The sequence below is a fragment of the Aerococcus sp. UMB7834 genome (genome assembly GCF_030215145.1).
Taxonomy (GTDB): Bacteria; Bacillota; Bacilli; order Lactobacillales; family Aerococcaceae; genus Aerococcus.
The window spans coordinates 134,266-154,254 of the sequence record NZ_JASOLI010000004.1 but is presented as its reverse complement, the minus strand read 5'-3'; the positions used below and the strand labels follow the sequence as shown (position 1 = coordinate 154,254).

17 protein-coding genes are annotated in these 19,989 nt (G+C 47.2%); 2 read left to right on the top strand and 15 right to left on the bottom strand.

All coding sequences use genetic code 11. From position 1 onward, the window contains the following. Positions 1–22: 22 nt before the first annotated feature. A complete protein-coding gene (locus QP339_RS04475; protein ID WP_284910630.1) occupies positions 23–850 on the bottom strand; it encodes an exodeoxyribonuclease III in 828 nt (275 codons plus the stop codon). A gap of 117 nt (positions 851–967) precedes the next feature. Between QP339_RS04475 and QP339_RS04470 the strand changes: the two genes are divergently transcribed. Beyond that, positions 968–1,330: a TIGR02328 family protein gene (locus tag QP339_RS04470; RefSeq protein WP_284910585.1), complete on the top strand. Its 363-nt coding sequence runs from the start codon at positions 968–970 to the stop codon at positions 1,328–1,330. Positions 1,331–1,374: 44 nt separating this feature from the next. Beyond that, the gene (locus QP339_RS04465) at positions 1,375–2,439 is read left to right on the top strand and encodes a methyltransferase domain-containing protein (protein ID WP_284910584.1); all 1,065 of its coding nucleotides are present in this window, start codon (positions 1,375–1,377) and stop codon (positions 2,437–2,439) included. A 113-nt stretch (positions 2,440–2,552) separates the two neighbouring features. Here QP339_RS04465 and QP339_RS04460 read toward each other — a convergent pair whose 3' ends face one another. The 14 genes from QP339_RS04460 to QP339_RS04395 all read right to left on the bottom strand — a co-directional run bounded on the left by QP339_RS04460 (position 2,553) and on the right by QP339_RS04395 (position 19,942). Next, positions 2,553–3,806 carry a YkvI family membrane protein gene (locus QP339_RS04460; RefSeq protein ID WP_284910583.1) on the bottom strand — a complete coding sequence of 418 codons (1,254 nt, stop codon included), beginning with the start codon at positions 3,804–3,806 and terminating at the stop codon, positions 2,553–2,555. A gap of 304 nt (positions 3,807–4,110) precedes the next feature. Next, positions 4,111–5,538 carry an Asp-tRNA(Asn)/Glu-tRNA(Gln) amidotransferase subunit GatB gene (gene gatB / locus QP339_RS04455; RefSeq protein ID WP_284910582.1) on the bottom strand — a complete coding sequence of 476 codons (1,428 nt, stop codon included), beginning with the start codon at positions 5,536–5,538 and terminating at the stop codon, positions 4,111–4,113. Positions 5,539–5,549: 11 nt separating this feature from the next. Continuing rightward, positions 5,550–7,004 (bottom strand): Asp-tRNA(Asn)/Glu-tRNA(Gln) amidotransferase subunit GatA, encoded by a 1,455-nt coding sequence (gatA, locus tag QP339_RS04450; protein WP_284910581.1) that lies wholly within the window; start codon positions 7,002–7,004, stop codon positions 5,550–5,552. Then, positions 7,004–7,309, bottom strand: coding sequence for an Asp-tRNA(Asn)/Glu-tRNA(Gln) amidotransferase subunit GatC (gene gatC, locus QP339_RS04445; RefSeq protein ID WP_067974773.1), 306 nt, complete (start codon positions 7,307–7,309; stop codon positions 7,004–7,006). Before gatC ends, gatA begins: the two co-directional genes overlap by 1 nt. A 185-nt stretch (positions 7,310–7,494) precedes the next feature. Next, positions 7,495–8,628: a CamS family sex pheromone protein gene (locus QP339_RS04440; RefSeq protein ID WP_284910580.1), complete on the bottom strand. Its 1,134-nt coding sequence runs from the start codon at positions 8,626–8,628 to the stop codon at positions 7,495–7,497. 67 nt (positions 8,629–8,695) lie between these two features. Continuing rightward, a complete protein-coding gene (ligA, locus tag QP339_RS04435) occupies positions 8,696–10,690 on the bottom strand; it encodes an NAD-dependent DNA ligase LigA (protein WP_284910579.1) in 1,995 nt (664 codons plus the stop codon). 20 nt (positions 10,691–10,710) lie between these two features. After that, entirely contained in the window at positions 10,711–13,185 is a 2,475-nt protein-coding gene (locus tag QP339_RS04430; RefSeq protein ID WP_284910578.1) for a UvrD-helicase domain-containing protein, read from the bottom strand. A 604-nt stretch (positions 13,186–13,789) separates the two neighbouring features. Then, positions 13,790–14,446 carry a GntR family transcriptional regulator gene (locus QP339_RS04425; RefSeq protein ID WP_070616530.1) on the bottom strand — a complete coding sequence of 219 codons (657 nt, stop codon included), beginning with the start codon at positions 14,444–14,446 and terminating at the stop codon, positions 13,790–13,792. A 76-nt stretch (positions 14,447–14,522) separates the two neighbouring features. Beyond that, positions 14,523–15,164, bottom strand: a complete 642-nt coding sequence (locus QP339_RS04420) for a glycoside hydrolase family 73 protein (protein ID WP_284910577.1) — start codon at positions 15,162–15,164, stop codon at positions 14,523–14,525. 133 nt (positions 15,165–15,297) lie between these two features. Further along, the gene (locus QP339_RS04415) at positions 15,298–16,005 is read right to left on the bottom strand and encodes an ABC transporter ATP-binding protein (protein ID WP_070616525.1); all 708 of its coding nucleotides are present in this window, start codon (positions 16,003–16,005) and stop codon (positions 15,298–15,300) included. Between the two features lies 1 nt (position 16,006). After that, a complete protein-coding gene (locus QP339_RS04410) occupies positions 16,007–16,771 on the bottom strand; it encodes an ABC transporter ATP-binding protein (RefSeq protein WP_070616523.1) in 765 nt (254 codons plus the stop codon). Position 16,772: 1 nt separating this feature from the next. Further along, positions 16,773–17,759 (bottom strand): branched-chain amino acid ABC transporter permease, encoded by a 987-nt coding sequence (locus QP339_RS04405; RefSeq protein ID WP_067974743.1) that lies wholly within the window; start codon positions 17,757–17,759, stop codon positions 16,773–16,775. Positions 17,760–17,767: 8 nt separating this feature from the next. Then, positions 17,768–18,586, bottom strand: coding sequence for a branched-chain amino acid ABC transporter permease (locus QP339_RS04400; protein WP_070616657.1), 819 nt, complete (start codon positions 18,584–18,586; stop codon positions 17,768–17,770). Between the two features lie 186 nt (positions 18,587–18,772). Next, complete coding sequence (locus QP339_RS04395; RefSeq protein ID WP_284910576.1) at positions 18,773–19,942, bottom strand: ABC transporter substrate-binding protein; 1,170 nt, start codon at positions 19,940–19,942, stop codon at positions 18,773–18,775. Positions 19,943–19,989: the final 47 nt, after the last annotated feature.

Sequence of the window (19,989 nt, the reverse complement as noted above, 5' to 3'; positions counted from 1 at the left end):
GTTTCTGCATGGTGCATCCTTTCTATAAGTCGACTTCGAGATAAATTGGCGTGTGGTCCTGACGGTCACCAGAATGAATCATTTCCGATTTTTGAACCTGGTCTTTGAGGCGATCGCTGGTCAAGAAGTAATCGATCCTCCAACCAGAGTTATTGATTTTACTGGTTTTGACACGTTGGGCCCACCAAGAGTAGACCCCTTCCACATCGCCATGGAGGTAGCGGAAGGTATCCGTAAAGCCGCGGTCTAGCAAGCGCGTAAAGCCTTGGCGTTCTTCATCTGTAAAACCAGCTGAACGTCGGTTGTTCTCAGGATGGGCCAGGTCAATTTCCTGGTGGGCAACATTATAATCTCCCGTCGCAATCACCGGCTTGTCTTCATCCAAGTTAGCTAGGTAGTCGGCATATTTTTGATCCCAAATTTGACGGTCCGCTAGACGTTTGAGGCCATTCCCTGCATTTGGGGTATAGACTTGGTTGAAATAAAAATCTTCAAATTCTAGGGTAATCAGCCGGCCTTCCTGGTCCATGGTATCCGGTGCTTGGATTTCGGGATAGCTAATGATAGGATCAAAAGCTTCCTTAAAGAGGACCATATTGCCAGCATAGGACTTGCGGGCAGGCTCAACCGACGAAACCCAGGCATAGCGATAACCAGGGAACCAATCAGCCAAGGCTTCCTGGTGCTTCTTGGTCGGTCCCTTGCTCGATAGCTTGGTCTCCTGGATGGCAATAACATCTGCCTCATAAGTCTGGATCGTCGCTAAGACATCCCGGGACATTTGAGCGCGGTTCGAATCACTCGTCAGTGCTGCATTCAGCGAATCAATATTCCAAGAAATAAATTTCATCATTTAAATAACTCCTTCGTCTAATCGTGCATCCAGTTTAACATAAAATTCTCCACCTCTTCTAATTAAAGCTCGAACAGAACTATGTTAAACTATCTACAAAGGAGGGCGTTTGATATGCGACTCTGGCACCAGGGCCTGATTCCAGCCTTACCCCGCCAACAGTTCCTAGGCCAGCACCGAGAGTGTGCGGCGCTTCGGGGAGGCGGCTGGGGGAAGAAACACGCGACGGTCGACTATGTTTTTAACTATTCCCCCTACCGGCTCTATGCCTACCACCAGCTCGTTATCGGTGAAATGAAGGCTCGGGGCTACCATCCTGACCCGGCTTGGGAAGATAAGAATTATCGGGGCAAGAAGTATGCGCCCTACTCTAATTTAGAAGCAGTTCCTATCAGCCAGCCCATCTATCCCGAACACGATGTGGCTTATATGGACGAGTGCCTAGCTAATTTAAAGAGTAAGGGAATCACCCTATAGTTTTTTCATATAGTTAGTATTTTAATTCAACTAAGGAGGAGACCATGACAGACCAAAGAAAGCAAGTTAAAGACTATTACAGCCAAATCACGACTGAGCAAGAAGGCGAGATGGCTACACAGATCTGTTCACTAGCCGGACAAGACCTGCCTCGGGAAATTAAGCGCATTCGCTCCAAAATTCCTAAAGAAATTAAGGAGCGCTTCTATGGGTGTGGGTCCCCTATCCCCGACCTGCTCGAAGGACTGACTGTGCTCGACCTAGGCTGTGGAACCGGGCTCGACGTCTATACCCTCTCCTATCTCGTCGGTGAAAAGGGTCGAGTAATTGGAGTAGATATGAACCCTGACCAACTAGCTATTGCCCAAAAATACCAAGATAAGATGGCCCGCAAATTCGGCTATCAATCATCCAATGTCAGCTTTAAGCAGGGTTATATTGAAGATCTAAAGGCTCTAGGCATTGATGATGACTCGATTGATATCGTCGTCTCAAACTGTGTGATTAATCTTTCACCCGACAAGGAGAAAGTCTTTAGCGAAATCTGGCGGATACTTAAGCCCTCCGGTGAACTTTATTTTTCTGATATCTTTGCAGACCGCCGTTTACCCGAAGAGCTCAGCCAAAACACTGTCCTGCTCGGTGAATGTTTAGCCGGTGCCATGTACCAAGCCGACTTCCGACGTTTAATGCAAAAACTTGGTTGGCTAGACTTCCGCTACACGGCTAATGTCCCAGCTCCTATTGGTAATGGCCGGATTGAAAAGCTGATTGGCAACATTGGCTTTGTCTCTGCCACCGTCCGGGCCTTTAAATTGCCTAACCTCCTTGAAGATGCCTGCGAAGAATATGGACAGATTGCCATCTACCAAGGTGGCATACCAGGCCATGAAGACCGCTTTTACCTGGACTTAGACCACCCCTTCGACAAGGGCCTGCCAGCCAAGGTCTGTGGAAATACCTGCGCTATGCTAGAGCACAGCCGCTTTGCCCCTTATTTTAAAATCATCGGCGACCGCAGCCAACACTTCGGTGCCTTCGACTGCCAAGGGGGAAGCCCAAGGATCCCAGTAAGTGAAGACCAGAGCACTTCTTCCTGCTGCTGCTAGGCAAGCAGTCAGCTAAACTTAATTCTGAATATACTAAAAATAGCAGCCTAGAATAGGAAAAACTTGTTCTAGGTTGCTATTTTCATCTTTAAAATAAGGACTATGTCGAAAATCTACTGATCGCCATCTTCACCAAATTCTTCTTGACCAATTTCAGTCACTTCATCATATAGTTCCTTATTATCCACACGCGATTCGTCGTAAAGGTCGCGCATCTGGGCAGCGTCTTCCCGGTCAAAGTCATAGTCCTCCGATAAGCGCCGCTCCTCATGTTCCAGTAAACGATCGCGAATCCCGCTTTCTTTATGAATGTGACGGTAGCGGAGGGCCCATTGGGTGATTAATAAGGCAATCACGAAGAAGCCACAATAGCCAATAAAGGGGAAGAGATAGGCCACTAAGGTTTCAAATCCGATAAAGGAAAGGACAAAACCAACCGCTACTAAAAAAATCATATTGCGGCTGAATTTTTCTGGATGGGCCCGCGATACTCGCTTGGCTAGGGCATAGTAGGTTCCGATGGCTGTATTGTAAATCATACCAAAGATAATCAGCGCCATGACCAAGCCCAGCCTTGGATTAATAGCGTTGAAGAGGGCTAAGAGGGGCATGGATGACCCTGCCACCTGGTCGATATTCAAGCTAATGGAGAAAAAGGAAGCGAAGAGGAGGGCACCAACCAAGAGACCTCCGAAGAGCCCGCCGAAACCTGCCTGCTTGGGACTGTACTGATCCCCACCAATCACAACTGCCATGGACAAGGCTAGCATCAAGGCCAGGCAGGAATAATTCAGAGTCGAAATCAACCAATTCGGCAGAGTCGTCGGTTGACTAGCTGATAGTGCCATCGCTTCGTCAAAGGTCAGAGGCTGTTGGATCAGGGTATGGATAAGGATCCCAATCAGAAAAACAATGACAAAAGGCGTAATGGCACCAATCAAAGTCGTCACCCGGTCCACATCCATATAGGCAGTGACAATTACCAGGCCCGACAAGATCAAGGCTCCCATCCAGATGGGTAAGCCGAACTGCTGGTTGAGATTAGTCCCCGCTCCTGCAATCATAATAAAGCCCGTACAGAAGAGATTCATATTAATGATAAAATCAATAATTTTTGACACCAAGGGCGAAGAAATATGGTTGAAAAGTTCGCTGTGCTCCTGGGCCTTGTAGTAAGAACCAAACTGGAGGAGGACGATCCCCCCAATAACAAAGAGACATGCCGACAGGGCCACACCCCAAATTCCCTCTTTGCCAAAACTAACAAAGTACTGCAGCATCTCCTTACCACTCGCAAATCCAGCCCCAATGATGACACCCAAGTAGGCCAGTCCGATGTGGAACATATTTTTTATTTTAGCATCCATAGTAAGCCCTTTCCCTTCCTTAACATTAACGTTTTCTTAACTTTAATTATAATGGCAATTTCTTTTAATGCCAGTAATAAGGGCAAGACGCTCTTTGGAAAAACTGTTCGACCTATTATTTAGAGAGATCCATTAGCGAGCCAGCTATCGCTTAATAGACAGGACAGCCGATTTGAAAATGAAGCAAAAAAAGAAGCTGGGACAAATGTTCCAGCCTCTTTTTAAATAGCGAACTTTTTTCAAAAACATGCTCCAAAAGTCAGGCCTGATCGACTTTTGTCACCCTCTCCTATTTGAATCAGACTTAACGTTTATCTAATTCTTCTTTAAGCAGTTGGTTGACAACTTGTGGGTTGGCTTGACCACGTGTTTCCTTCATAATCTGACCAACTAAGAAGCCCATTGCTTTCTTCTTACCAGCTTGGTAGTCTTCCAAGGATTGAGGGTTAGCATCAATGATGTCGTTAATCATTGGGACTAATTGTTCGGGATCAGAGATTTGAACCAGTCCTGCTGATTCAACATATGCCTTAGCAGACCCGCCCTCTTCAGCGAGGTGCTTGAAGACTTTCTTCCCGATCTTGCTAGAAATCGTCCCGTCTTGGATAAGTTGGATCATTTCCGCTAAGTTATCAGGTGTTAAGCCGATTTCATCAAGCCGCTTAGCATTATCGTTTAGATAAGCAGAGACTTCGCCCATTAACCAGTTCGAAGCTTGCTTCGGATCAGCGCCTGCAGCTACCGCGGCGTCGAAGAACTCAGACATTTCACGGGTCAAGGTTAAGACCTTAGCGTCGTATTCTGGCAGACCGAATTCTTCAATGTAACGTTTACGGCGTTGGTCTGGCATCTCAGGCATGTCAGCCTTGATTTGGTCTAATTCTTCCTGGCTGACTGTAAATGGAGGTAGGTCAGGTTCTGGGAAGTAACGGTAGTCCGCTTCTCCTTCCTTAACACGCATCAAGACTGTCTTGTTATTGGCATCGTCCCAACGCAGGGTAGATTGTAAGATTTGGTCACCACTGTTAAGAACCTGAGCTTGGCGTTTCTCTTCATAAGCCAGGCCGCGACGCACATTGTTAAAGGAGTTCAAGTTCTTAATTTCGGTCTTAGTTCCGAAAGCTTCTTGCCCATAAGGACGGAGGGAAATATTCGCATCGCAACGCATGGACCCTTCTTCCATCTTCACATCGGAAACATTGATAAACATCATGATTTCACGAATCTTTTCAAGATAGGCATAGGCTTCTTCAGGCGAGCGCATATCTGCTTCAGAAACAATTTCAACAAGGGGTGTCCCTTGGCGGTTTAAGTCAACCAGAGAGCCTTGGCCAGAGTGGATACTCTTCCCGGCATCTTCTTCCAAGTGGATCCGTTCGATCCCGATCCGCTTGGTCTCTCCATTGACTTCAATATCGACATAACCATGTTCACCCAGTGGCTTGTCTAATTGAGAAATTTGATAAGCTTTAGGGTTATCTGGGTAGAAGTAGTTCTTCCGGTCAAAGTATTGACGAGGGTTCACTTGGCAGTTTAAGGCCGTCGCAGCTCTTAAGCCATAATGAACAGCCTTTTTATTAGTGAAAGGCAGGACGCCTGGATAGCCCCAGTCCACCACATTGGTATTCTCATTTGGGGCAGCTCCGAAACTGGTAGGAGCACTAGAAAAAACTTTAGACTTGGTCTTTAATTCAACATGGACTTCCAGACCAATGACTGTTTCATAATTCACGCTGTTTCCTCCTATTCTGGGTGTTTACTTTGGTAGTCAGTTGCTTGTTCGAAGGCATAAGCCGTCTTGTAGAGCGTGGATTCATCGAAGTAGTTACCAATTAATTGGAGACCAATTGGCAAGCCATCTTCATCAAATCCGGCTGGAACCGACATGCCTGGCAGGCCAGCTAGATTGACCGGCACGGTTAAGAGGTCAGCCATGTACATTTGTAGCGGATCATCGACACGCTCACCCAACTTATAAGCAGGTGTTGTGGAAACAGGTCCTGCAATGACATCGTATTTTTCAAAGACCGAAGCCAGCTCTTGACGGAGTAGGTAACGCACCTTGCCTGCCTTGTTGAAGTAGGCATCGAAGTAACCGGATGATAAGGCGAAAGTCCCCAACATAATACGCATCTTAACTTCTGATCCGAAACCTTCAGACCGTGTGCGCACATAGAGATCTTCCAAGTCCTTAACATTTTCTGCCCGGTAGCCGTAGCGAACACCGTCAAAACGTTGGAGGTTAGAAGAAGCTTCTGATGAAGCAAGGATATAGTAAGCAGGAATGCCGTATTTCAAGTGGGGAATGCTGACTTCTTCAACAATAGCCCCTAATTCTTCTAATTTAGCAATGGCTTGACGGACATTTTCTTGTACCTTTTCATCGACGCCTTCAGCGAAGAATTCTTTTGGTACAGCGACCTTGAGTCCTTCAATACCCTCATCGAGGTTTTGGCTGTATTTAGGTACTGTCAAGTCAGCTGTCGTTGAGTCGTGGTCATCATGGCCAGCAATGGCTTCGAGAATAATGGCATTATCTTCCACAGTCCGGGTCATTGGCCCAATCTGGTCAAAAGAGCTCCCGAAGGCAATTAGCCCCCAACGAGAAACCAGGCCATAAGTTGGTTTTAGACCAACAATCCCTGTAAAAGCAGCCGGTTGTCGGATAGACCCCCCAGTATCAGAACCTAGAGCAGCAACGACTTCGCCCCCAGCGACAGCCGCAGCTGAACCACCGGAAGAGCCACCAGGAACTCGGTCGGTATCCCATGGGTTGCGAGTTTGACCAAAATAAGAAGTTTCCGTAGACCCGCCCATAGCGAATTCGTCCATATTTAGCTTACCGATAATAATAGCCCCAGCAGCTTCTAAGCGGTCGCAGACCGTTGAATTATAGACTGGAACAAAATTTTCCAACATCCGGGAAGCGGCTGTTGTCCGCAAGTTTTCCGTCACGATGTTGTCCTTAATCCCCAAAGGAATCCCTTGTAGGGGACGGTCGGTGCTGTAGCCCGCTTCATCACTCGCCTTAGCGGCTTCGAGTGCCGCTTCTTCATTCAAACTGATAAAAGCATTGTAAGTTTCATCTAAATCTTTGATGCGAGCGATGGTCTCTTCAACTAGTTCAACAGCTGTAATGTCGCCATCGACTAATTGTTGGTTCAGGCCACGGATTGTTTCCTCAAATCTCTTACTCATTAGGCATTGTCCTCACTTTCATCGATAACTGTTGGTACACCAATAAAACCATCACGAGGGGTTTGCGCATTCTTCAAGAGCACGTCAGCGCCAGGGCCTGGTACAGGCTCATCTTCGCGCAAGACATTTTCCAGGTCAATCCCCCAGGTCATAATCGGCGTATCCGTTGTATCCACTTCCTCTAACTGGTCTACCATGTGGATAATATTTTCGAATTTGTCGGTAATTTTATCAATTTCCTCATCCGTAAAGGATAATTTTGCTAATTTTGCAACATGCTGAATTAAATCTTTGTTTACTTCCATGTTGTCGCCTCCTTAGTCGCTTACTTTATAACATTACATTTAGGTCAAAATTTGAATGAGCTGGTTGAGCAAAAGATGGTGGTTAAAGGCCACATCTTAACTGGAAAAACTCCAGCAAAGACTGTCATCCTTCTTATTTTATCATAATCAGAAAAGGGTCACAACGGCAAGGATCCTACAAGCCTTTAGGAGATCATTTCATAAGTGAAGTTATTCTCGCCCGCTTGTCTTTCCATAATGGCACGTATGCCACTCGGTCCTTCCACGCGGATGCTAATACTTCCTCGATTGTTCCTAAAGATTGTATTGGCCGTGTTCATGGTATGTTGGACCAGGGCAACGAGCTCTGAATAGCCATCGAACTGGGTATTGATTTCAATATCAATCTGGCTCAAGCGTCCTTCTTCATATGTTCCTACCCCAGATATCCCACTCAGGCGAGGGAAGAAATCTTCAACTTCGGAAGTGAAACGCGCGAAGGCTACATTATCCTCTTCAGCTGCCGCATCATCAACGCCGAAGACCAAGTGCTGGGTGTCATAGTTCTCCCAGTCCGAGAAGGCCGTCCCGGCTACCGAAATCACTTCTGAAGCATAAGATCCTCCGGCTAAACTATCGGTAGGACCATTGTAGAAGAGGGCCACTTGAATAGGAAGTTTGGCATATTTTTTATCCTTGCGAATCCGTGCCACCACTTCTTCTGCAATCTGCTTGCCATGTTCCAAGGCTTGGTCCTTGTCGATACTTATTTTTTCCTGGCTTTCTCCATTGCTGAAGGTATCTTCTGAATTGAGAGCTAAACCAATAGTGACTCCTTCCAGCTGATAGTTATCTTCATCGTCTTTTTTCATAAAATTATATTCTAGAATACTGTTGAGATACTTAGGCTGGTAATCTTCTCGCTTATCCGAAGCACTGCCTTCGGGGTTGAGCCCCTCTGGATTGTCTTTAGTCTTAGCCCCTAGCCACTGGTTGGCCATTTCTCGTGTAATCAACTGACCTTCTTGGAAATAATATTCTTCCGTCGAAAATTGCCCCTCTGCGATCCGGTAGAGGCCCTCTTCAAAGTTGCGTAGGTTGGCTTCAGAACTTGGCCGGGCCATCAAGCCCCGACTCTCACTCATCTTATAATGGCCATCTTCAATCGCAGCTGGGTAATGGTTAATGGAAAGAGCCGGGACATCTTGTTCTTCAGCTTGCGAGGCTTGCCCACTGTTCTCCTGGGCCTGACCTTCCTCGACTTGGTCTGGGCCCTGGCAGCCCGCGAGAGCCAGGGCCAGACAGGCGAGCAAGCCCAATTTATGGTGTAATCGTTTCATGACTCATTTTTCCCCTTATTCTAAAAACTAGTTTCTCTTATTTTAGCATAATTCTCTGGCCAGGTCTTTAATCGAGACGGTCAACCATATCGTCTTCTGTAAAAATCGTCACATTCAAATCCTGAGCCTTAGTCAGCTTACTCCCTGCATCAGCGCCAGCAACGAGAATATCCGTATTCTTAGAGACAGATCCGGTCACCTTGCCACCCAAGGCTTCAATGGCTGCCTTAGCTTCCTGGCGCGTATACTGGTCTAGCTTACCTGTCAGTACCACTGTCTTCCCTTGCCAGAAGGAATCCTGGTCGGCGACGCTTTCCGGGCTAGCACCTAAATAAGTCATATTAAGGCCACTTGCGCGCAAGCGTTCAATCAAGGCTAGGACCTCATCATTAGCGAAGAATTCTTCGAGTGAGTCAGCGATAATTTCACCGATCCCATCAACGCTTAAGTAGGAGGCCTTGTCAGCTGCAATCAGTTCTTCCATACTAGGAAGATGAGCGGCCAGGTCTTTAGCGGCCTTAGCTCCGACATGGCGGATACCGAGTGCAAAGAGCAAGCGTTCCAGAGAATTCGCCTTGGACGCTTCAATGGCCGTCAAGATATTGTCAGCAGATTTATCGCCTACCTTATCGAGATCGAGTAAACTTTCCTTGTCTAATTGGTAAAGGTCTGAAGGGTCGCCGACTAGGTCACGGTCATAAAGCTGTTCTAGTAAGCGGGGGCCTACCCCACTGATATCCATAGCATTGCGGGATACAAAATGGTAGAGCTTCTCCTTGGCCTGGGCCGGACAAGCTAGATTCACACAGCGCAGGGCAACCTCATCCTCTAAATGGATCAAATCACTGCCGCAAACGGGGCAAGTTTCGGGAATTGCATAGGGCTGACTATCAGCTGGCCGTTCGTCTTCTAAGACACGGACCACTTCGGGGATGATATCCCCTGCCTTATGGATAATGATTTGGTCGCCCAAACGCAAGTCCTTGTCCTGGATCAAGTCAGCATTGTGGAGGCTGGCCCGCTGCACCGTTGAACCAGCTAAGAGAACAGGCGTCATCACCGCTGTTGGAGTGACGACCCCAGTCCGACCTACCGTCCACTCAATATCCTTTAATTCGGTCTGAGCTTGTTCGGCTGGGAACTTATAAGCAATGGCCCAGCGCGGTGCCTTGACGGTATAACCTAGAGCTTCCTGGTCTTCAAAACGGTCCACCTTAATCACAATGCCATCGATTTCATAGGCGAGTTCATGACGTTTCTCTTGGACCTCATCCACATAAGCCCAAACTTCTTCAGCTGTCTGACAGATCCGGTAATTAGGATTAACCCGCAAACCCAGCTCGGGCAAGCGGGCCAGGAGTTCAGACTGGCTAGACACACCCAATGACTCATCAAAGACGCCGCTGTAAAGAAAGACATTCAGTTTTCTTTGGGCCGTGACCTTAGGATCGAGTTGGCGGACCGAACCAGCTGCCGAATTACGAGGATTAGCAAAGGTAGCCTGTCCCGCCTCTTCACGCTGTTCATTCAACTGTTTGAAAGAAGCTTTGGGCATATAGATCTCCCCGCGCACTTCCAGATCTTGATCCTCCCGCAAGCGCATCGGCACGGCCGAGATCGTCTTCACATTCGCCGTAATATCTTCGCCTACCGTCCCATCGCCCCGGGTAGCCGCCCCTTGATAGGCGCCCGCTTGGTAGCGAATCGAAACCGACAGACCATCAATCTTCATTTCACAAACAAAGCGAGGCATAAAACCTAAACCCCGTTCCACGGAAGCCATGAAGTCTTCTAATTCCTGACGATCGAAAACATCTCCCAAAGATAACATCGGCGTGGGGTGTTGGACTTTCTCGAAACGATTATCTAACTTATCACCAACGCGTTGGGTAGGTGAATCAGCCTGAATATAATCTGGATAACGAGCCTCCAAGTCCTCTAAACGTCGGTAGGCTTGGTCGTAGTCCGCATCAGTCACGCTCGGTTGGTCTAAGACATAGTACTCATAGGCATAGTGGTTCAATTGCTCGGTCAATTTTCGAATTTCTTCTTTAGCATCCACTGGCTTTTGACCCCTCCTTCTTAAACTTTCTCAATCGGCGCAAAGGCTGCTAACAAGCGTTTGATTCCCTGCGCTTTAAAGGCAATATCTAATTCTTGGTCATTCCCCTCGCCGGTCACTTTGACAACGGTGCCTAGGCCCCACTTCTTATGCTGGGCCTTGTCGCCAACCCGCCAGGCGGTTTCTTGTTCCGACGACTCGCTTTGACTTTGCGGCTTGTCAAAGACCGATCGCTTGGCTTCCTTAGCTTGTCGGTCGTAATAAGTCTGGGCCCCTGCCCGTTCCTGGCGCTTGCCTTTGAGGTAATTGCAGTAGGACCCAGCTGTCGTAGCTTGACCTTGACCAAAATCGAAGGAAAAGCTGGTCGCTTGCTTAGCAGATTGGTCGAGATGTTCGGCATCGATCTCTTCAATAAAGCGTGAGGGAGCATGGGCTTCACGCTTACCATAGAGCATGCGACTGTAACTGTTGCTGAGGTAGAGTTTCTCTTCAGCACGGGTAATTCCAACATAGGCCAAGCGCCGCTCCTCCTCTAATTCATCTGGGTCTTGAGCTGCCCGGGACAAGGGGAAGAGACCTTCTTCCATACCGATCATAAAAACAATAGGAAATTCCAATCCCTTAGCCGCATGGAGGGTCATCAGGGTCACCTGGCCGCTAGTGCTTTCTTCCTCTTCGCCTGTATCTGCTACCAGGGAGAGGTCGGTGAGAAAGGCTAGTAAGCGGTCTTCCTCAAGTTCAGGGACCATTAAATCTTCCTCATCCAATAAGCGGTCCAAGGTGTCATCGCCAAAGAGACTGATTACCTCTTGCTTTTGAGCAGATGGCCCAGGACCTTCTGGCAATTGGATAGCTTCCACTTGGACCGGCTGGCCTTGGTCATCTGCCTCCGCTGCGACTTGCCGGTTGCCCGCTTCCTCCTGCCAACGCTTATCAAATTCATCCGCAACGGAAAGGAATTCCTGGATATTCTCCAAGCGCGTCTGGGCTTCCAGAGTCTTCTGATTTTCTAGGTCTTCCTGGTAGCCAGATTGGTCTAAAACCTTCTCTGTTAGTTGGCGGATGCTGAGCTCAGCCCGTTCCTGGTTAAGGTCAGCTAGCATCTGCGCAAAATTTTTCAGCGATTTAGCGGCCTTACCAGAAATCGGTGCATAATCAACATGACCTGCTGCCTGCAAGAGGGTCAAGCCCTGGTCACTGGCAAATTGGCGCAATTTATCCAAGCTGCCTGGCCCTACGCCTCGCTTAGGTACATTCACTACCCGGGTAAAGCTGAGATTGTCTTGGGGATTAGCCAGTAAGCGTAAATACGCTAGGATATCTTTAATTTCTTTACGGTCATAGAATTTCAAGCCCCCGACAATGCGGTAAGGCAGGTTAGCCTTAACCAGGTTTTCTTCGACCACCCGTGACTGAGCATTGGTCCGGTAGAGGACGGCTATATCCTTGTACTGGTAGTTTTTTTGGAGGGCCTTTTTAATCTCTTCAATAACAAAGTAACTCTCATCCTGCTCAGTTTGTGCCCGGTAATAATGGATCTTCTCGCCTTGGTCATTGTCTGTCCAGAGGTCTTTTTCTTTGCGCTTCTGGTTGCGACCGATCACATCGTTAGCTGCAGCCAGGATCGTCTTAGTAGACCGATAATTCTGTTCCAAGAGAACGACTTTGGCTTCGGGATAATCCTCTTCAAAATTTAGGATATTCTCCATATTAGCCCCCCGCCAGCCATAGATGGACTGGTCGGCGTCTCCCACCACACAGATATTCTTGAAGTAATCAGCCAATAGCTTGACTAGGCGGTACTGGGCTTCATTAGTATCCTGATATTCGTCTACATGGATATATTGGAATTTCTGCTGGTAGTAGCGCAAAACTTCCTTCTGTTCTTCAAATAAGCGTACCGTATACATGATTAAATCATCAAAGTCCAAGGATTGGGCCGCCAATAATTGTTTCTGATAGGCTGCATAGCACTTAGCCACGATATCTTCAATCAGGCCAGAATGCCTATCTGCATACTGGTCAGGCGTCTGCAAATTATTCTTAGCATCCGAAATCTTGCCCAAGATCATCCGTGGCTTGAACTTAGTCGTGTCAATGTTGAGGTCTTTCATCACTTGTTTAATTAAGGTCTGCTGCTCAGCTGGATCAGCAATGGTGAAGGAGCGCGAAAGGCCGATTGCTTCTGCTTCCCGTCTGAGGATACGGACACACATGGAGTGGAAGGTTGCCACCCACATAGCCTCTGCACCTTGACCAATCAACTGGTCCACCCGCTCGCGCATTTCTTTTGCAGCCTTATTGGTAAAGGTAATCGCCAGTAGATTCCAAGGGCGAACATCCTTCTCGCTTAAAATATAGGCCATCCGATGGGTCAAGACCCGGGTTTTACCCGAGCCTGCCCCAGCCATAATCAAGAGCGGGCCTTCGGTACACTGCACAGCTTCTTTTTGTTTATCGTTGAGTCCTTGAATTAAATCTTCCCTGCTTGCCATCTTAGTCTCCCTTCACTAAATACTTCTCAAGTCTATCATTTATCCCTCGCCCCTTCAATCACCAGGGGCCTATCAAGACAAGAAAAAAGGCCTGATCAAAGGCCTTCTTTTGGGGTAGCTTTACTTTAGTTAGGTTCGAGGATGCAGAAAGGGCTCCTCTTCATAAAAGTTCGTCGAAGGCTCATAGCCTTCTCTTGCCTTTTACTCCAGAGGTCCCTTTCTCCCGCATCCTCTCACACCCTACTTAGTTGGGTTCGAGGATGCAGAAAGGGCTCCTCTTCATAAAAGTCCGTCGAAGGCTCATAGCCTTCTCTTGCCTTTTACTCCAGAGGTCCCTTTCTCCCGCACCCTCTCACACCCTGCTTAGTTGGGTTCACAGTTGCAAACTTGAAGTGACTTCAGCAAATGGGAACGATCGGCTAAACCCGCTCTTATCCCTTTTGCCTCCAGTCATTCCTTTCTGAACGCCTCTGCTCACACCCTATAGTCGGGTTCGGGCGCGCAGAAGTGGCTCCTCTTCACAAAGCGTCGCCGAAGACTTTCAGTCTTCTCTGCCGCTTTGCTCCAGTGGTCCACTTCTAACCGCGCTCCCTCACACCCTCCGTTAACTATTGATTTGGTTGAGTATGAGTTGGTTCATCCAGATTCTGACTTGTTTGCGGGCGTTGGGATAGTCTGCTTCTTCTATGGCACGGATGAATTCGGGATAAACGTCCGAGGTTTCGTTCCGTTCTTTGGCGAAATTCCGTTGGTCTGCTTTGACATTTTTTAAATAAAGTTCATGCAAGGTGGCAATGGTACTTAAGCCAATTTGACGGAAGTAAGAGTTGGAATGATAGAAGGCTAAAAAGCGAAAGAGCTTGAACTCTGCCGCATAATAAGTTGCATCATCTTCCGACTCTCGTCCCCGTTCCATTTCTTCAACTATCTCATGCAATTCTTCCTTGTCTACATGAATATCCTTATTTTGCATGTGTTGGAATAAGTGCATAGCCATCAGCTCAACAAACTGTAGCCGCTCGACAATAGCCGTTGAAGTTAAAGAAGATTTGATTACAACCGCTCCCTTATAAGGTTCAATCTTAACATAACCTTCTTCTTCAAGTTGGGCCATTGCACGACGTACAGGCGTCCGGCTCATCCCTAACTTGTTGGCGATTTCAACTTCCTTCAAGTGGGTATCAGGCAACAAAATATTATTATCTATACGTTCTTTAAGATACTCATAAGCCGTATCTTTATAGCTTTGCGTCTTGGCCACCAAATTCCCCTCCAATCGACTGTTAGTTGATTTTAACTTACTTTTAATATAGCACAAAGAATTAAAAATGCAAAGTTTAAAATATTGTATTTTTATCTAAGTTATCATATTTTGTTAAACCATAGCTTTCGATGATTTCAATTAATTTTTCTGCATAGTGAGGATCTGTTGCATAACCTGCTTCCTGCAAGGCGTAAGCCGCTGTCTTGTAATCTTCAGCTTGACGCACTGGCAGGTAGAGGTCTGGGTTCCAATCGGTTCCCTCCTGCATCAAACGCCCATGGTCAGTTACCGCTGCCTTCCAAGAAGGGTAAACCTTAAAAGGGGCCTCCACTGTCTGATAACCAGCCGACGTATACTCCTGGGTAGGCAAGTTGATTGCCCGCTCACTCCCATAAGCCTTCCGCCCAAAAAGGTTATTATAGTCGCGGGCGAGCTGGCTACGGCCAAAGTCCGATTCAATCGCTGCTTGAGCCACAACCAAGCTAGGTAGGACGCCTGACTTGTCGGCATTGGCAGCCGCATACTGACCAATCTCATCCAAAAATTCCTCTGTCGTCTGATCTTCCTCATGACTCTCTAATCTTATAGATGGCCAAATTAGGAGCCCTAGCGCAAAGACAAAAAGCGCCCCTAGGAGGATTTTCTGCCTCCGCGAGCGAGCTGGCTGCTTCCATAATTTAATTCTTTTTAATCGAGACTTTTTGCGCTTTGCCATAGCATTCCTCCTTCCCTTATATTTTACACAATTGAACAAGAAAAAGAAACTTTACTCCCCCACCCATCAAGTAAAAAACTGCACCCTTTACCCAGGCAGAATGCCTGCAAGGATGCAGTGAATGGGAGGATTGCTAGCCGCCCAGATAGGCTTTTTGGACTTCTTCTGAATCTAAGAGTTCGCTACCGCGACCTTCTGCCGTAATCCGGCCGACTTCAAGCACATAGGCATAGTCAGAGATCTCCAAGGCAGACTTGGCATTCTGTTCAATCAAAAGCACGGTTGTCCCTTCTTCTTTGTGGATCTTTTGGATAATCTCAAAGATTTGTTGGATAATAATCGGCGCAAGCCCCATAGAAGGCTCATCGAGCAAGAGTAACCTTGGCTTGGCCATCAGAGCTCGGGCCATAGCTAGCATCTGCTGTTCCCCACCGGAAAGGGTCGCCGCATCTTGGTTCAAGCGCTCCTTTAGAATGGGGAAGAATTCAAACATATGTTCAATATCTTCAATGATTTGTAAACGGTCGGTCCGTGAATAAGCGCCCATCAAGAGATTTTCATAGACGGTCATCTTAGGGAAGACATGACGGCCTTCTGGTACCTGTAAAATTCCATTGCGGACGATTTGAATGGTCGACATCTTCTGTAAGGGCTTGCCTTCAAATAGGATTTCCCCTGTTGTGGGCCGCAAGAGACCTGAGATGGTCTTGAGTGTCGTCGTCTTACCCGCCCCATTCGAACCAATCAAGGAAACAATCTGTCCTTCTTCAACTTTGAGGTCAATTCCTTTGAGAGCCTCAATCATGCCGTATGAGACATGGATATCTCGGATATCTAACATTTTAATCGACACCTCCTAGGTATGCTTTAATCACGCGGTCATCCGATTGAATTTCTTCTGGGTTCCCTTCTGCAATCACCTTACCGTATTCTAGAACATAGATACGTTCGCAAATATTCATAACCAAGGACATGTCATGCTCAATCAAGACTACTGTAATCCCCAATTCATCCTTGATGCGGTGGATTAATTCGGTTAATTCTGCCGTTTCACGCGGATTCATCCCGGCAGCTGGTTCATCCAGGAAGAGTAACTTCGGTTCAGTTGCCAAGGCCCGCACAATTTCCAAACGCCGCTGCTGCCCATAAGCGAGGTTCTTAGCCTTCTCATTAGCTAGATCTTCTAGGTTAAAGACTTCGAGCAGTTCGATGGCCCGGCGGTAGAGCTGGTTGCGGTTCCGGTAGTAAGCGGGTAAACGTAAGACACTAGTTAAGAAGCCAGCCCCATGTTCTGTATGGAGGGCAATCAATACATTCTCTAAAACCGTTAGATTAGCAAAGAGTCGAATATTCTGGAAGGTCCGGCCGATACCTGCCTGGTTAATCTTCTCAGGTTTCGCTCCGGAGATATCTTGGCCAGCCAATTCAATATTGCCGCTGGTCGGTTCGTAAACCCCAGTAATCAGGTTAAAGAGTGTGGTCTTCCCAGCCCCGTTTGGACCGATCAAACCAATTAGTTCATTACTCTCGATTTCTAAATTGACGTCGGAGACAGCTGTCAAACCACCAAATGTTTTGGTCAATTGATTTACTTTTAGCAAAGTCATCTTAATCCTCCTTTTTCAATTTAGAATATTGTTTCTTCTGTTTAAAGAAAGGTGAAAAACGCAGTTCAAATTCTCCCATCAGGCCAGATGGTTTAAAGATCATAATGGCAATAATGGCTAGGGCATAAACAATCATCCGCAACTGACCGTAAGGCGCTAGGATAACGTTCAATAGCTCCAAGAGAATAGCTGCTGCAAAGCTCCCGGTAATCGACCCAATTCCCCCAAAAACAACAATGATTAAGATATCAATAGATTTTTGGAAGGTAAATTGGCCCGGTGTAATCACGCCAAAGTAAGAAGCATAGAGAGTCCCAGCAATACTTGCAGTCAAAGCCCCTAAGACAAAGGCAATGGTCTTATAGCGGGTCGTCTGTAGGCCAACTGATTCCGCGGCAATCTCATCTTCACGGACGGCAATCATTGCCCGCCCTGGACTGGAGTGGATAAAGTTCACAATAATCAAAGTCGTAATGACAACAAAAACATAGAGGGTGATCCAGTTAACATTTTGTGGGATCCCAGCAATCCCGGCTGCCCCATTAGTAATCTCGAGGTTCATAATAGTAATCCGGATAATTTCTGCAATCCCCAAAGTAGCAATAGCCAGGTAGTCCCCACGCAAGCGCAGGGTGGGAATCCCAACCACTAGGGCGAGGACAAAAGTAATCACGAGGCCTAGGCCCATCCCCAGGAACATCCCTTGGACACCTGGGATAGCCTTGGAAACCAAGGCGGCACTGTAAGCCCCGATAGCCATAAAGCCGGCGTGTCCCAAGGAGAACTGGCCGGCATAGCCGACAATCAAGTTCAGCCCCACCGCAAGAATAATATTAATACCAATCTTCATCAGGATATTCTGTGTAAAGGCAGTGACTTGTCCCGTCCAATAAGAGGCTAAGATAAAGGCAAAGACCCCAACAATAAGACCTATCCATGACAGACTCGACTTAGTAAAGAAATTTTTAGCCCAACTGTTCGTTCTCATAAAACCACCTACACTTTCTCTTTAACTGTCTTACCGAAGATTCCGGTTGGTTTCATCAGTAAGATAACAATTAATACGCCATAAACTACGGCATCCTTCCAGGTTGACAAGCCGATCATGGAGACCATGGTTTCAATACAGCCGATCAAGAGGCCGCCTACCATGGCACCTGGAATCGAGCCGATCCCACCAAGCACCGCCGCAACGAAGGCCTTGATCCCTGGGGTAAGCCCCATCAGCGGTGAAATAGAGTTGTAGTAAATCCCAACTAAGACCCCACCAGCACCAGCCAAGGCAGAACCCAAGGCGAAGGTAAAGGAAATCACATGGTCGACATTAATCCCCATCAAACGGGCAGCTGTCTCATCAACGGAAACCGCCCGCATCGCCTGGCCCATTTTGGTTTTTTGAACGGTAAATTGGAGGCCTGCCATCAGGATAATAGTAACGATTAAAATTAAAAGCTGTTGAGTACTCACGGCGACAGAGCCAATCTGTAAACTGTAGTTGGGCAAGTTAGTCGGGAAAGCCCGAACTTCAGGCCCCACCAAATAAATCATGACATTCTGTAAGAGATAAGAAACACCGATTGCTGTGATCAAGGCTGAAATCCGAGCTTGACCACGCAGGGGCTTATAAGCCAGACGTTCGACAATCATCCCCAAAATTGCTGTAAAAATCATGGCAATTAAGATACTTGGTAAAACTCCGAGACCTGTCTGTGTTACCAAACTAAAGCCAACGAAAGCCCCCACCATATAAATATCCCCGTGGGCAAAGTTAATTAGCCCAATAATGCCGTATACCATGGTATAGCCCAAAGCCATCAGGGCGTAGATGCTCCCGAGCGATACCCCATTAATTAATTGTTGAAAGAAATTAGCCACTTTGATCCGTCCTCCTTTTATAACTGATCAGTTTACGACCACTCACTCTCAAAGAGAGAAGACAGTTCACCTGGAAAGCACGCGTCCCTCTTTGGTGTCCTGTCCACTTGGTCTCATGAACTTGTCTTATTCTGGATCAATCGCTGTTGAATCAACGACCTTTCCATCCTTAGCCTCTAGGATAAAGGCTGTCTTCACTGTATTATGCTTATCGTCAATTGAGAAGGTCCCAGTAATCCCTTCAAAATCTTTGGTTTCTTCCAGAGCTTGACGCACATCTTCCCGCTTGTCTGAACCGGCACGCTCCATGGCGTCAAAGGCAAGGTAAGCGGCATCGTAAGCGAGAGCCGCGAACATATCAGGCTCTGTCCCGTACTTGGCCTTGTAATTATTCATGAAGTCCTTGGTCCGCTGGGGTGAATTCTCGTCGGCAACAAAGTGGGCTGCATAGTAAATATCGGTAAAATTCTTCTTACCAGCCAAGTTTACAATTTCTTCATTACCAAAACCATCAGGCCCTAGGATTGCAGCTTGAATGCCCATTTCCCGGGCTTGCTTAATCAAGGGACCCGCTTCTTCATAATAACCTGCCACGAAGATCACATCCGCATTCTGGCGCTTCACATTGGTCAAGATGGCGCTAAAGTCCGTCTCCTTGGTCACATAACTTTCATCCGCTACAATTTCACCCTTATAGGTATTTTTGAATTCATCGGCTAAGTTTTGGCCATAATCTGATCCATTATCTTTAATAATTGCTGCTTTTTGGAAGCCTTTTTGGTTGGCGAAGGCTCCTAAGGCGGCCCCTTGGAAAGAGTCTTGGAAGCAGGTCCGGAAGACTTCTGGCAGGGTCTTGCCTTCGTTATCTAGGGTGATGGTATCCCCCGTCGCAGTCGGAGTAATCATTGGGGTTTGGCTCTGCAGGGCAATTGGAATCTGAGCCTCAACACTCCCCGTCGTTGCCGGCCCTAAGAGGACAGCAACATCTTCTAAGTCAACCAAGCGAGCAGCCCCCGTGGTCACTTCTTCTGGAGCAGACTTATTGTCATACTCTTCATATTCGATTTGTTTGCCGTTAACCCCACCTTGAGCGTTCTTCTCATCGACGGCTAGTTTAATGGCGTTATTTTGAACAATCCCGTAGGCCGACACCCCACCTGATAATTCCAGATTTCCTCCAATTTTAATGGTGTCGTATTCTTCTTGCTCCCCACTAGCTGGTTGGGTTGCTCGAGTGGAGCAGGCTCCCAACGTCAGGGCGCTCATCATTATTAAAACAAATTTCTTGATTGACATGCCTGAACCTCCTTGTGTTTTTGCTATGAGATATAGTTTAGAATTTT

What these genes read in the sequence shown, in the direction of transcription:
- QP339_RS04475 (WP_284910630.1), bottom strand. Translation starts at nt 850, where the DNA reads ATGAAATTTATTTCTTGGAATATTGATTCGCTGAATGCAGCACTGACG.
- QP339_RS04470 (WP_284910585.1), top strand. Translation starts at nt 968, where the DNA reads ATGCGACTCTGGCACCAGGGCCTGATTCCAGCCTTACCCCGCCAACAG.
- QP339_RS04465 (WP_284910584.1), top strand. Translation starts at nt 1,375, where the DNA reads ATGACAGACCAAAGAAAGCAAGTTAAAGACTATTACAGCCAAATCACG.
- QP339_RS04460 (WP_284910583.1), bottom strand. Translation starts at nt 3,806, where the DNA reads ATGGATGCTAAAATAAAAAATATGTTCCACATCGGACTGGCCTACTTG.
- gatA (WP_284910581.1), bottom strand. Translation starts at nt 7,004, where the DNA reads ATGAGTAAGAGATTTGAGGAAACAATCCGTGGCCTGAACCAACAATTA.
- gatC (WP_067974773.1), bottom strand. Translation starts at nt 7,309, where the DNA reads ATGGAAGTAAACAAAGATTTAATTCAGCATGTTGCAAAATTAGCAAAA.
- QP339_RS04440 (WP_284910580.1), bottom strand. Translation starts at nt 8,628, where the DNA reads ATGAAACGATTACACCATAAATTGGGCTTGCTCGCCTGTCTGGCCCTG.
- QP339_RS04430 (WP_284910578.1), bottom strand. Translation starts at nt 13,185, where the DNA reads ATGGCAAGCAGGGAAGATTTAATTCAAGGACTCAACGATAAACAAAAA.
- QP339_RS04420 (WP_284910577.1), bottom strand. Translation starts at nt 15,164, where the DNA reads ATGGCAAAGCGCAAAAAGTCTCGATTAAAAAGAATTAAATTATGGAAG.
- QP339_RS04415 (WP_070616525.1), bottom strand. Translation starts at nt 16,005, where the DNA reads ATGTTAGATATCCGAGATATCCATGTCTCATACGGCATGATTGAGGCT.
- QP339_RS04410 (WP_070616523.1), bottom strand. Translation starts at nt 16,771, where the DNA reads ATGACTTTGCTAAAAGTAAATCAATTGACCAAAACATTTGGTGGTTTG.
- QP339_RS04405 (WP_067974743.1), bottom strand. Translation starts at nt 17,759, where the DNA reads ATGAGAACGAACAGTTGGGCTAAAAATTTCTTTACTAAGTCGAGTCTG.
- QP339_RS04400 (WP_070616657.1), bottom strand. Translation starts at nt 18,586, where the DNA reads ATGGCTTTGGGCTATACCATGGTATACGGCATTATTGGGCTAATTAAC.
- QP339_RS04395 (WP_284910576.1), bottom strand. Translation starts at nt 19,942, where the DNA reads ATGTCAATCAAGAAATTTGTTTTAATAATGATGAGCGCCCTGACGTTG.